The organism is Phormidesmis sp. 146-33, assembly GCF_052939515.1.
Genome location: NZ_JBJPHU010000161.1, coordinates 1 through 12460 on the forward strand (window position 1 = coordinate 1; position 12460 = coordinate 12460).

Consider the following 12460-nt stretch of genomic DNA (forward strand, 5'->3'; position numbering starts at 1 on the left):
GCCGCCGGTCCGCAGACCGCTTCGCCCGAGATGCAGAAGCAACTCGACGCCGCTCTTGCCCGTCTGGACGAGGCCGAGGCTACCGCCACGGCCCGCGCGGCAGAAGCGGCGGCCGCCACAGCCGCGGCTCAGCGGACACGGGCGCTCGATGCACTGTCCGCCCGCATCGCGGCGGGTGAGCCTTTCGCCGCGGAACTCACGGCGCTGGACGATCCAGCCGTCGCGCAAGTGCTTGCGTCCCATGCGGAAACCGGCGTTCCAACCCTTGTCCAGCTACAGGCCGCCTTTCCCGATGCCGCACGCGAAGCCCTTCGTATCGCGCGCGAGACAAGCGGGGGCGATGGATGGGGCAGCCGCGCACTTGATTTCCTTGCCGCACAGACCGAAGCGCGCCCGCTGACCCCGCTCGAAGGCAACACGCCGGAAGCCATCCTGTCCCGCGCCGATTTCGCCCTGTCCGAGGGCCGTGTCGCGGATGCCGTGACCGAACTTCAGCCGCTGGATTCAGCCGTCAAGGCGGCGGTGCAGCCCTGGCTTGATGCGGCGCAGGTGCATCTGGCCGCCGTCGCCGCACTGCAAGCCGCCAGGGGGGAATGATGCTCTGGTCGCTGGCAAAGGTCGTTCTTTTCGTCGTGATCATCGCCGCGCTCGCCTTGGGAGCGGGACTGCTTGCCGAATCCGGGCAGGCGCTTCGCATTCTCGTCGCGGGGTGGGAGTTCACCATCGGCCCCGTTCAGGCGGTCGTCCTTGGCGTTCTTCTGTTCATCCTCGTCTGGATCGCACTGAAACTCCTTGGGCTCATCAGTGCCACCTTTCGTTTCCTTAACGGCGACGAAACCGCCATTTCCCGCTATTTTGACCGAAATCGTGAACGAAAGGGCTACAAGGCGCTGTCCGAAGGCATGATGGCGCTTGCCTCGGGCGAGCCGCGCCTCGCCTTGACCCGCGCCCAGAATGCCGAGCGTTTGCTCGGAAAACCGGAACTCACCACCCTTCTCGTCGCGCAGGCTGCCGAGGCCTCGGGCGACCACAAGCGCGCGACCGAGGCCTACAAGGCGCTTCTCCAGGATGACGGCACCCGTTTCGTGGGTGTGCGCGGGCTTCTGCGCCAGAAACTGGCCGAGGGCGACCGCGAACTGGCGCTGAAGCTGGCCGAGAAGGCGTTCCAGCTTCGGCCGAAGCACGCCGAGACGCAGGACATCCTGCTGAAGCTGCAGTCCGATGCCGGTGACTGGTCCGGCGCGCGGGCGACGCTTGGCGCAAAACTGAAGACCGGCGCGCTGCCGAAGGACGTCTACCGCCGCCGCGATGCGGTCCTGGCGCTGCAGCAGGCGCGAACCGTCATGGACGACGCGGCCAGCATCGAGGCGCGTGAAGCCGCGATCGAGGCCAACCGGCTGTCGCCCGACCTCATTCCCGCAGCGGCGATGGCGGCGCGGGGCTATATCGCCAAGGGCGACCGCAAGAACGCGACGCGTGTGCTCAAGAAGGCCTGGGAGGTCCTGCCGCATCCCGATCTCGCCGCCGCCTTTGCCGAGATCGAGCCGAACGAAAGCCCGCAAGATCGCCTGAAGCGTTTCCGCACGCTGACCAGCGCCCGGCCCGAGGCTGACGAAACGAAGATGCTTCTGGCCGAACTTCTTGTCGCGGCAGAGGATTTCCCCGCCGCCCGCCGTGCGTTGGATGACGTGGCCACCCGCGCCCCCACCCAGCGCTCGCTGGCAATTCTGGCGGCGGTTGCCCGGGGTGAAGGGGCGGAGGATTCCATCGTCCGCGATCTTGTCGCGCGCGCAATCGCGGCACCCCGCGGGCCGCAGTGGGTCTGCGACAAGTGTCACGCGATCCACGATGGCTGGCAGCCGGTCTGCACCAACTGCGGCAGCTTCGACACCTTGTCCTGGCAGACACCCCCGGCCTCGGCCACCACGTCGCCGACCCTGGCCGAGCTTCTGCCCCTGATGGACGCCCGCCCCCTGCCCGAGACCAACCCCGAGCCCGAGGTCGAACAGCTTCCCCTCGACGAGATCGCCCGTCGCGCAAATTAGGGCTACACAGTCCGGATGGGCGGTGCTAATAGCCCGCGCAGGGAAGAATGCCGGTGTAGCTCAGCTGGTAGAGCACGTCATTCGTAATGATGGGGTCGGGGGTTCGAGTCCCTTCACCGGCACCATTCTTCCCCGAAGTCCCTGAAAGCAAAGCCGCCAGGCCCGTAAGGCTGGCGGCTTTTCGGTTTCAGCACCTAGCGCTTGGGCCCCTTGGGCGGGACGAAGCGCTTCGAGGTGTCCCTCGCATCGGCACGCGGCTTGGCGGGGCGCTCGGTCGCGCCGGCCCGGTCGAAAGGCTTCTTCGCTCCGAAGCTCTTGCCGCCACCGGGTTTGCCTGCACCCTCACGCTTTGCGTAGGGCCGGGCGTCGTCTCCCCTGGGCGCGTAGGTCTTCTTCGGACGGTCGCCGTCCTCACGCGGACGAACCCCTTCGGCTTTCGCCGCGTAGGGCTTGCGCGCCGGACGGTCGCCGTCTTCCCGGGGCTTGAACCCCTCGGCGCGGGGCTTGTAACCCTCTGGCTTGCCTGCATAAGGCTTCCGTGCCGGTCGGTCGGCCTCATCGCGCGGGGCAAGGACTTCGCCACGCGGCCTGTAGCCTTCGGATTTGCCCGCATAGGGCTTGCGCGCCGGGCGGTCGCCCTCTTCGCGGGGCTTCCAGCTGTCGGACTTTCCCTTGTATCCGGCACCTTCGGACGCATGGCTCTTGTAGCCCGCCGCACGACCCGGCCTGTCGGACGCCCCGCCATGGCTCTTGAACCCGGCCGAACGCGGGGCCGCCTTCTGGTCCGGTGTCCAGCGCGGCTTCTTCGGGGCGTCTTCGGTCGCTTCGGCGCGCGGAGCGCGATCCTCGACGGGCTTTCGCGCGGGTCGTTCGGCCTTCCAGTCCGGCCGCGCTTCGCCCGGGGTTACGCGGGGGCGATCTTCGTGCCGCGATTTCGGCTTCGGCGCTGCATCACCAGCGGCAGCTTCAGCCCCCTCATCCTCGACCACCCGCGGCGGCTTCGGCGTATAGGCCGGTTTCTCGCGACGCTCGGGCTTGGCAAAGCGCGGCTTGTCGAAATCCGGCTCGCCCTCGATCCGCTCCATGGTCAAGCCCTTGTCCAGCTCGACCGCCCCGCCGAACCGCGAGGCCAGAGCTTCGGCGATCTGCACGAAAGTCTCGTCCTCGCGCACCCGGATCGCACCGATGCCGTCCTTGGCGATGCTGCCCGCATCGCAGATCTTCGGCAAAAGCCAGCGCGCCTCGGCCCGGCCCGAACGGCCCACCGAAATCCGGAACCAGACCGAAGGCCCGAACTCCCCCCGCTCGCGCGGGGCGGACGGCGGCGGGGTCGGCAGGTCGGTCGACAGCACTTCCGGGGCCGACCGCCCCTCGCGCCACAGCCGCACGAAGGCCGCCGCCAAGGCTTCCGCCCCGAACTGCTCCAGAAGGTCCGAGGCGATGCCGACATCGTCGCCGATCGGCATGGTCAGCGCGGGATGCTCCAGGATCCGCAGGTCGTCCTTGGCCTGCACGTCGTCCGCCCCGGGGGCCGCGCCCCATTCCGCCACGACCTTGGCGCCCGACAACAGCCGCTGCGCCTTCTTGTAGTCCGCCGGCGTCACGATCAGCGCCGAGACGCCCTTCTTGCCCGCGCGCCCCGTCCGGCCAGACCTGTGCAGCAGGGTTTCCGAGTTCGACGGCAGGTCCGCATGGATCACCAGCTCCAGCCCCGGCAGGTCGATGCCCCGCGCCGCCACGTCGGTCGCGATGCACACCCGCGCCCGCCCGTCCCGCAATGCCTGCAGCGCATGGGTCCGCTCCTGCTGCGACAGTTCGCCCGACAGCGCCACGACCTGGAAGCCGCGGTTGCCCATGCGGGCCAGAAGGTGGTTCACATTCACCCGCGTCTTGCAGAAGACGATGGCCGTGCGCGCGTCATGGTAGCGCAGCACGTTGAAAATCGCGTGCTCCCGGTCGCGCACCGCGACGCTCAGCGCCTGATACTCGATATCGACGTGCTGCTTCGCCTCGCCCTGCGCCTGGATGCGCAGCGCGTCCTTCTGGAACTCGCCCGCCAGCTTCTCGATCTCCTTCGGCACGGTGGCCGAGAACATCAGCGTCCGGCGCTCAGGCGGCGCGGCGGCCAGGATGAACTCCAGATCCTCGGCGAAACCCAGGTCCAGCATCTCGTCCGCTTCGTCCAGCACCACCGCCCGCAGGCCCGACAGGTCCAGCGACCCGCGCTCGATATGGTCGCGCAACCGCCCCGGCGTCCCCACAACGATATGCGCGCCCCGGTCCAGCGCCCGGCGTTCGGTGCGGTAGTCCATCCCGCCAACGCAGGTCGCAAGCTTTGCCGAAGCGCCGGCATAAAGCCACTCCAGTTCCCGCGCGACCTGCAGCGCCAGTTCCCGCGTCGGCGCAATCGCCAGGGCGATCGGCTTGTCCGCATAAAGCAGCACGTCCTGCCCGTTCAGGATTTCCGGCGCAATCGCCAGTCCGAAGGCCACCGTCTTGCCCGAGCCGGTCTGCGCCGAGACCAAAAGGTCGCGCCCGGCGACGCCCTCCTCCAGCACAGCGTTCTGTACCGAGGTCAGCGTCTCATAGCCCTTGGCGGCCAAAGCCTGCGCCAGCGGCGCGGCCACGTTTTCAATCGTCATGATGTCTTTCCAAAGGGGGGCGAAGCCATGCGCCCATCAAAGCCAAACGGCCCCTGTCCCCTTGGTGCGGGCCTCCTCGCCCACAGTCCCGGAATCTCGACCGTGGGGGGCCAGTAAACGAAATGGGGTGGAGTGTATAGACCCTTAGGCGACGATCAGTCGGGCCATCGCCTCGCCATGAAGCTTCGGGGGCAGGGCCAGCACGCCCTCGCACAGCGCTGTCGGCGCATTGAACCGCAAGGAGGCGCCGTTGCGGTCCGTCACCACCGCTCCGGCCCGCTCCGCGATCAGGCTGCCTGCCGCGATGTCCCACTCCCAGGCGTCGCGCAGGGTCAGCATCCCGTCAAACCGCCCCTCCGCGGCAAGGCACATGCGGTAGGCCAGCGAGGCGCGGAAACTGCGCGTGATCTCGGGCACCCCGCCCGGCCACTTCTCGGGCACCATGTTCGCCTTTGTCGTCAGGATGTTGGCCCCTTCCAGACGGTCGCGGCCGCTGGCCCGGATCACCTCGCCATCCCGCATCGGGGCCGAGGTTGCCGAGGCGACGTATATACGGTCAATCGCCGGTAGATACACGACCCCTGCCGTCACCTGCCCCTTGTGCGCCACGGCCAGCGAATGCGCCCAGGTCTCCTCGCCCGCCACGAAGGCGCGGGTGCCGTCGATCGGGTCGATGATGAACACCGTATCTGCAGACAGCCGGTCGGCACTGTCCGGCGTCTCCTCGGACAGCCAGCCGTAATCCGGCCGGGCACCCGTAAGCCTGGCCTTCAGCATGTCGTTGACGGCCAGGTCCGCCTCGGTCACCGGCCCATGCTGGCCGCCCTTGTCCCAGACCTGCGGGTCCTTGCGCCAATAGCGCAGGGCGATCCGGCCCGCCTCGCGTGCGGCCTCGGTCAGAAGCGCAAGGTCACGCGCCGGCAAGGGTCATCCCGTCGATCAGGATGGACGGAACGCGGGTGGACAAATGCGGCCGCGCATCATTGGCCGGGACGATCCGCAAAAGCATGTCCCGCAGGTTGCCCGCGATGGTGCATTCGTGCACCGGATAGGCCAGTTGCCCGTTCTCCACCCAGAAGCCCGAGGCCCCGCGCGAATAATCCCCCGTCGTCGGATTGATCGTCGACCCGATCATCGAGGTGACCAGCAGACCTGTCCCCATCTGCTTCAGCAGGTCGTCGCGGGTCACAACCCCCTGCGAAAGATCGACATTCGTCGTCGAAGGCGACGGTGGTGCACTTGTCCCCCGCGACGCATTCGCCGTCGACGCCATCCCCAGCTTCCGCCCCGTCGCCAGATCCAGCACCCAGCCGGTCAGCACGCCATCCGCCACGATCTCGCGCCGTTTGGTCGCCAGCCCCTCACCGTCAAAGGGCCGCGATGACCCGATGCGGCGCCGATGCGGGTCTTCGATCAGCGACAGGCCCGCCGGCAGCACCTGCTTGCCCAGAAGATCCCGCGCCCAGCTTGACCCGCGCGCAATCGACGTCCCGTTGATCGCCGACAAGAGATGCCCGACCAGCGAGGCCGCAACCCGCTCATCATAGACCACCGCAAAGGTCCCGGTCTTCGGCTTGACCGAGCCCACACGCTGCAAGGTCCGTTCGGCCGCGAGACGCCCGATCTCATGCGCCGCGGGCATGTCAGACGCGTATATGCGCCCCTCGCCCGCATAGTCCCGCTGCATGTCGGTGCCCTGCCCGGTGAAGGCCACCGCCGACAGCGAGGTGGAGGTGCGCCCATAGCCGCCTGAAAAGCCGTTCGACGTCGCCAGATGCAGCGCCCGCTGGCTGTAGGCCGCTGAAGCTTCGACCTGGGTGATCCCCGCAGACGCCAGCGCCGCCGCTTCCACCGCCCGGGCCGAGGCTTCCAGCATCGCCGCCCCCGGTTCCCCCGCCGGATCGGCCAGGTCCAGCGCGCCAAGGTCCCAGCCCGTCGCCAGTTGCTCGGCCTCTGCCAACCCCGCCGTCGCATCCTCCGGCGCCTCGCGGGCCATCGCGACGCCGCGTTCCGCCAGCGCCCGGATCGTCGCGTCCGAAGTGTCCGAGGCGGAAACGCAGGCCTGCCGCCGCCCGATCAGCACCCGCAGCCCGATCTCCACACCTTCGGACCGTTCCGCCGTCTCCAGCGCGCCCTTGCGGATCTCGATGGAAACCGCCGTCCCTGCCACCGCCAGCGCATCGGCGCTTTCGGCCCCGGCCTTGCGGGCCGCATCAAGCAGGGCGTGGCTCAGGTCGGAAAGGCTGCGTGTCATGGGTCCACCTCTGGTCAGGTGCTGGAGGTAGTCCTGCCCAAAGCCGGACGCAAGGCCGGGCGTCACCCGGCCGACCCGGACCTATTGCATCCGCATCCCGTTCGCGAACAGCCCGCCCTCCTTGAACTCGATCTCGGACACCAGCTCATCCGGCCCGGCACCCGGCCGCGCGAACATGCCCAGCCCAATGCGGAACCCCATCGCGTCGTCGTCCGTCAGCAGGCCCAGCGCGATCAGGTTGTCGACCAGCTGGTTCACCCCCTTGATGTTGATGGTGATCTTCCCGTCCGGCCTTGGCACGCCCCCGAAGGTCGCAAGATCCGTATTGTCGAAGGTCAGCCCGCCCGTTGCCGAAACCTCGGCCCCTGCCGCCTTCGCCAGCACCTGCGTCAGGTCCAGGCTGTTCAACTGGCCCGGAGGCTCCATCCCGTCCATCTGCACCTCGGGGTCCATGATGTCCTTGGTCCAGAACCCGGTGCCCTTCACGTCGACGATCACGCTTGCCGGCTCTCGCGACAGGGAACCCGCCGGGTCGAACAGGCCCCAGACATCTTCCGAGACGGTGAAATCGACCAGCTTGGTCACATAGCTGAAGTCCTGCGGGCCGTCCGACTTGGTCACCGGCATCAACACGCTGAACGCACTTTCGGCAAACGCCAGCTCAAGCTGCGGAAACGGGATTTCAGGACCAGAGATCGTGAACTTCCCGCCATTCAGCGAAGTGCCATAGTCCAGCCGCGTCTTGTCCATCGCGACATTGAACCCGCCCTCGGTTGCCGTCGCCAGGATCTTGGTCTGCCCGCCTGCCTCGGTCACGTCGACATCCATCGACATCGCGCCAAAGTCCAGCGAGCTGTCGAGGCTGAAGCCCGCGTTCAGCGCAGCCGCCATGTCGGCCATCATCTCGGCGCCCAGGAAGTTGCCGTTCGTCACCCCGTTCAGATCGGCAAAGCGGACCACAATCGCTCCCGAACCACCCTCGCCGTTGCCCGTCCCCGACAGGTTCAGGACCGCCGACTTCGCCGCGAAGCTGGACTCAAGGCCAAGCGTCTCGCCCGATTTGGTCATCCGGTAGCTGCCCGTCACCTCGGTCATCGCAAGATCGCCCTTGGTGTCCAGCACCTTGCCGGTCTCGTCCGTCACCTCGGCGATCGTCACGGTCAGCGTCGGGGCCGTCATGGCATAGCTCGTCTCGGTCGCGCTGCCGCCGGCGATGACGGTCGCGTCCGGCTGACTGATCGTCAGTTTCAGCGTCCCCGGCCCTTCCGCCTGGTCCGGGAAGGCCATGGCCAGCGGATAGCTGTCGGGCAGCGTCACCGTGACCGTGCCGTCGCCATTGTCCGCGAACACCAGCTTGTCGAAGGTCACGCTGGTGCTGCCGCCCATCTCGTCCTTGTAGGTCACCGCGACATCCGTCACCTCGACGGTCGACCCGCTGTCCGCCGTATTGCCGACCGTCATCTCCTGCCCGGCCGAAGTCATCATCGCCTGCCAGCTGGCCCAGACCTCCTGCGGCGTGACGTCGGCGCGACCGGCGGTGGCAAGCAGCACAAGGGAAATCGCTGATGAACAGGTCAGGGCACGGATCATGGCTTATGCCTTTCGGGTTGAATTCGCTGCCGCAACCTTTCTATCTCGTCCGGGGGGCGTCAAGGGATTCCCCCGGGAACGGTCTGGAAAGCCGGAGGGTGGCGATGATCAAGGTCAGGAACGAGGGCGGCTGCTGCTGGCTGACGCTGGCCCGGCCCGACAAGGCCAATGCCCTGACCGAAGCGATGCTGGAAGCCATTGCCCAGGCCGCCACCGACGCTGCCGCCGGCGCCAGGGTCCTGATCCTGACCGGCGAAGGCAAGGTCTTCTCTGCCGGGGCCGACCTTGACGGCATGAAGGCGGGCCTCGGCCTCTCCCCCGCGTGGGAGGCCGCATCGGGCGCCATCGCCACGTTCCCCGGCCTCTCCATCGCCGCCCTGAACGGCACGCTGGCGGGCGGCGCGATGGGCGCAGCACTTGCCTGCGACCTCCGCATCGCCGTGCCGTCGGCCAGTTTCTTCTACCCTGTCATGCGCCTTGGCTACCGCCCGCAGCCCTCGGACCCCGGTCGCCTTGCCGCCCTTGTCGGGCCCGCCCGCGCGAAGATGATCCTCCTCGCGGGTCAGAAGATCGACGCCGACACCGCGCTTGCCTGGGGCCTCATCGACCGCATCTGCGCTCCGGAAACCTTAATCGACACCGCCATGTCGCTGGCCGAACATGCGCTGGCCGGCGATCCGGCCCATGGTGCCGCCTTGAAGCGCATGACCAATGGGGACACGCCATGACCAACGCCTATGACAAGGGCCGCCTGAACCTGCCTTTCGTCGGGATCTCGACCTTCGGCAAGAACCCCTACCAGCCCGACTGGTCGAAGATCGACGCCGACTTCGCCATCCTCGGCGCGCCGTTCGACTTCGGCACCCAGTTCCGTGCCGGGGCCCGCTTCGGTCCCCGTGGTATCCGAGAAGCCTCCACCCTCTTCTCCTTCGGCCACGCCGGGGCCTATGACCACGAAGACGACGTGACCTACCTGGAAGGCGTCCGCATCCTCGACATCGGCGACGCCGACATCGTCCACACCGACACCGAAACCTCCCACGCCAACATCGAAACCGGCGTCCGCGCCATCCTTGCTGCCGGAGCGATCCCGGTGGTCCTCGGCGGCGACCATTCCATCAACATCCCCTGCATCCGCGCCTTCGCGGGCCGCCCCTTGCACATCGTCCAGATCGACGCGCACCTTGATTTCGTCGACGTACGGCACGGAGTCCGCCACGGCCACGGCAACCCGATGCGCCGCGCCGCCGAACAGGACCACGTCAAGGGCATCACCGCCCTTGGCATCCGCAACGTCAGTTCCACCGCGAAGGACGGATATGAGGCCGCCCGCGCGATGGGCGACGACATCCTCTCCGTCCGCCAGATCCGCAAGCTGGGGACCGAGGCCACCCTCGCCCGCATCCCGCGCGGGGTGGACTACTACCTCACGATCGACATCGACGGCTTCGACCCCTCCATCGCCCCCGGCACCGGCACGCCCTCGCACGGCGGCTTCCTCTACTACGAGGTGCTGGAGCTGATCGACGGGCTCACCAAGCGGGGCAACATCATCGGCATCGACCTGGTCGAGGTTGCGCCGGACTATGACCACACCGGCACCACCGCCATCCTGGCCGCGCAGATCCTGCTCAACACCATCGGGCGCATCGCCCATAACCGGAGGTAAGGCATGGAACGGGCGCAGGACTGGCTGCAACAGGCGACCGACGCGGCACTCGGCTGGCTCTCCTCGCCCGCCGCCCTGATGCAGTTCGGCCTCCTGATCGCTGCGTATATACTGGCCACCCTTCTCGCCCGCCGCCTGTCGCCGACCCTCGAACGCGCTCTGACCCCCAAGCCCGAGGCGACGCACATTCTCGCCCGCCTCCGCCGCGTCGCGCTGCTGTTCCTGCCGCTTCTCCTCCCCCTCCTCGCCTATGCCCTTACCGCTGTTGGCGAAGGCCTGGCCCGTGCCACCTTCGGCCAGGGCGAAGTCATCGCCTTTGGCAAGCGCGTCTTCCTGTTCCTTGCCGCTCTGGCCTTTGTCCGGCAGGTCCTGCCGCCCGGCTTCCTCAAGCTGATGGGCCGCTACGTCCTCCTGCCCGTCATGGCGCTGCACGCGCTGGGGGTCCTCGACGACGTCACCGCCCGCCTCGACGCGGCCCAGGTCAATCTTGGCAACATCCAGTTCACCGTACTCGCCCTGATCCGCGGCCTGATCGCCGGATCGCTGCTCTTCTGGCTCGGCTCCTGGTCCAACCGCCAGTCCGCCGGCTACATCAAGGCCCAGCCCGATCTGCGCCCCGCTACCCGTGAGCTTGCCATCAAGGCATCGGAGGTCGCCATCTTCGGCGCGGCCTTCCTCCTCCTCATGTCGATCATGGGTATCGACCTCACCGCCGTCGCCGTCCTTGGCGGTGCCCTCGGCGTCGGGATCGGCCTTGGCCTGCAACAGATCGCCGCCAACTTCGTTTCGGGCATCATCCTTCTCCTGGAAGGCCAGACCACCGTCGGCGACTACGTCGAACTTGATGGGGGCGAGAGGGGCACCATCGTCAAGATGACCGCGCGGGCCTGCATCCTGGAGACGTTCGACGGCAAATGGATCGTCGTCCCCAACGAACATTTCATCACCTCTCGCGTCGTCAACTACTCTGATCAGGGCAGCGCCAATCGCTACGAGGCCCTGTTTTCAGTCAGTTACGAGACGGATATCAATATCGTGCCCGATCTGATCGAGCGCGCCGTATCCAAGCTCCCCTTCGTGCTGCAAGCCCCCGACGGCCCGGATTGCGAATTGCGCGGCTTCGGCGAATCCAGCGTCGACTTCGCCGTCGAATACTGGGTCGCAGGCATAGACGATGGCAAGAACAAGTACGGCTCCCCGGTCCTGTTCGCGATCTGGAACGCGCTGAAAGAGGCCGGGATCGACATGCCCTACCCCCACCGCGTCGTCGAACTGCGCAATGCCCCAACCTGACGCATTGGTCATCGGCGCTGGTCCTGCCGGTCTGATGGCCGCCGAGGAACTGGCCAAAGCCGGGGTGCAAACCCTTGTGGTCGAAGCCAAGCCCACCGTCGCACGCAAGTTCCTGATGGCCGGGAAATCCGGCCTGAACGTCACCAGGGACGAAGCGTGGGAGGATTTCGTCTCCCGCTACGACTGCCCCCACCTTCGCCCGATCCTGCAGGACTTCGGCCCGAAAGAGGTTCAGGACTGGTGCCGCGCCCTGGGTCAGGACGTCTACACAGGTTCGTCCGGTCGCGTCTTTCCGGTGGTGATGAAAGCCTCGCCCTTGCTGCGCGCATGGCTCCAGCGCCTCACTGCGCAAGGCGTCGAACTCCGCACCCGCTGGCGCTGGACCGGCTTCGACGGTGCGGCCCTGTCCTTCGACACCCCCACCGGCCCCCAGACCCTCAGCCCGAAGGTCACCGTCCTCGCCCTCGGCGGCGCCAGTTGGTCCCGCCTCGGCTCTGACGGCGCCTGGGTTCCGTGGCTGCGTGACAAGGGGGTGCAGGTCACCGACTGGCAACCCGCCAACATGGGCTTCCGCGTCGACTGGTCCCCGCGCATGGGCCCGTTCTTCGGCCAACCCATGAAAGGCGTCGCCCTCAAAGTCCGCTCCTCGGTCCCTTCGGTCCCTCCTCGCTCGGACACCCAGCGACGAGCGACCGAAGGAAGCGAGGAGCAGCGCGGGGAATTCGTCATATCCGCCAAAGGCTTGGAGGGCGGTGGCATCTACAGTATCTACAAGTATCTACGCGATGCATATACACTTTCGGTTGACCTCCTGCCCGACCTTTCGCCCGCGACCATCGCCCAACGCCTGTCCCGGATGAAGCCCAGCGACAGCGCCACGAACAAACTCCGCAAACTCGGCCTTGACCGCACCCAGATCGCGTTGGTGATGGAGTTTGCGCGCACCGAACCCTTCGCCCACCTCAAG

Annotated in this window: 10 protein-coding genes and 1 tRNA gene; 7 read left to right on the top strand and 4 right to left on the bottom strand. The window is 67.4% G+C overall.

From position 1 onward, the window contains the following. From ACJ2PR_RS32740 to ACJ2PR_RS32750, 3 genes are all read left to right on the top strand, one after another. A partial coding sequence (locus ACJ2PR_RS32740) for a COG4223 family protein (protein WP_446880172.1) occupies positions 1-597 on the top strand: 597 nt, incomplete at its 5' end. Further along, on the top strand, positions 594-2045 hold the full coding sequence (locus tag ACJ2PR_RS32745; RefSeq protein WP_446880173.1) for a heme biosynthesis HemY N-terminal domain-containing protein: 1452 nt from the start codon (positions 594-596) through the stop codon (positions 2043-2045). The genes ACJ2PR_RS32740 and ACJ2PR_RS32745, both read left to right, overlap by 4 nt. Positions 2046-2094: 49 nt before the next feature. Next, a tRNA-Thr gene (locus ACJ2PR_RS32750) sits at positions 2095-2170 on the top strand. Between the two features lie 69 nt (positions 2171-2239). Here the strand turns inward: ACJ2PR_RS32750 and ACJ2PR_RS32755 are convergent. From ACJ2PR_RS32755 to ACJ2PR_RS32770, 4 genes are all read right to left on the bottom strand, one after another. After that, positions 2240-4687, bottom strand: coding sequence for a DEAD/DEAH box helicase (locus ACJ2PR_RS32755; RefSeq protein WP_446880174.1), 2448 nt, complete (start codon positions 4685-4687; stop codon positions 2240-2242). 144 nt (positions 4688-4831) lie between these two features. Next, positions 4832-5611: a 3'(2'),5'-bisphosphate nucleotidase CysQ gene (locus ACJ2PR_RS32760; protein ID WP_446880176.1), complete on the bottom strand. Its 780-nt coding sequence runs from the start codon at positions 5609-5611 to the stop codon at positions 4832-4834. Further along, positions 5598-6941, bottom strand: a complete 1344-nt coding sequence (locus ACJ2PR_RS32765) for a TldD/PmbA family protein (RefSeq protein WP_446880177.1) — start codon at positions 6939-6941, stop codon at positions 5598-5600. The genes ACJ2PR_RS32760 and ACJ2PR_RS32765 overlap by 14 nt, the downstream gene beginning before the upstream one ends. A gap of 81 nt (positions 6942-7022) precedes the next feature. Further along, positions 7023-8531, bottom strand: coding sequence for a DUF2125 domain-containing protein (locus ACJ2PR_RS32770; RefSeq protein WP_446880178.1), 1509 nt, complete (start codon positions 8529-8531; stop codon positions 7023-7025). A gap of 104 nt (positions 8532-8635) precedes the next feature. On the opposite strand from ACJ2PR_RS32770, the gene ACJ2PR_RS32775 reads away from it, so the two are divergent. The 4 genes from ACJ2PR_RS32775 to ACJ2PR_RS32790 all read left to right on the top strand — a co-directional run. Continuing rightward, on the top strand, positions 8636-9259 hold the full coding sequence (locus tag ACJ2PR_RS32775; protein ID WP_446880180.1) for an enoyl-CoA hydratase/isomerase family protein: 624 nt from the start codon (positions 8636-8638) through the stop codon (positions 9257-9259). Further along, positions 9256-10200 (top strand): agmatinase, encoded by a 945-nt coding sequence (speB, locus tag ACJ2PR_RS32780; protein ID WP_446880181.1) that lies wholly within the window; start codon positions 9256-9258, stop codon positions 10198-10200. Before ACJ2PR_RS32775 ends, speB begins: the two co-directional genes overlap by 4 nt. A gap of 3 nt (positions 10201-10203) precedes the next feature. Beyond that, positions 10204-11493, top strand: a complete 1290-nt coding sequence (locus ACJ2PR_RS32785) for a mechanosensitive ion channel family protein (protein ID WP_446880183.1) — start codon at positions 10204-10206, stop codon at positions 11491-11493. After that, on the top strand, positions 11480-12460 hold a 981-nt coding region (locus ACJ2PR_RS32790), incomplete at its 3' end, for a TIGR03862 family flavoprotein (RefSeq protein WP_446880184.1). The genes ACJ2PR_RS32785 and ACJ2PR_RS32790, both read left to right, overlap by 14 nt.

Coding starts and splice junctions, on each gene's coding strand:
- ACJ2PR_RS32745 (WP_446880173.1), top strand. CDS start 594: ATGATGCTCTGGTCGCTGGCAAAGGTCGTTCTTTTCGTCGTGATCATC.
- ACJ2PR_RS32755 (WP_446880174.1), bottom strand. CDS start 4,687: ATGACGATTGAAAACGTGGCCGCGCCGCTGGCGCAGGCTTTGGCCGCC.
- ACJ2PR_RS32765 (WP_446880177.1), bottom strand. CDS start 6,941: ATGACACGCAGCCTTTCCGACCTGAGCCACGCCCTGCTTGATGCGGCC.
- ACJ2PR_RS32770 (WP_446880178.1), bottom strand. CDS start 8,531: ATGATCCGTGCCCTGACCTGTTCATCAGCGATTTCCCTTGTGCTGCTT.
- ACJ2PR_RS32775 (WP_446880180.1), top strand. CDS start 8,636: ATGATCAAGGTCAGGAACGAGGGCGGCTGCTGCTGGCTGACGCTGGCC.
- speB (WP_446880181.1), top strand. CDS start 9,256: ATGACCAACGCCTATGACAAGGGCCGCCTGAACCTGCCTTTCGTCGGG.
- ACJ2PR_RS32785 (WP_446880183.1), top strand. CDS start 10,204: ATGGAACGGGCGCAGGACTGGCTGCAACAGGCGACCGACGCGGCACTC.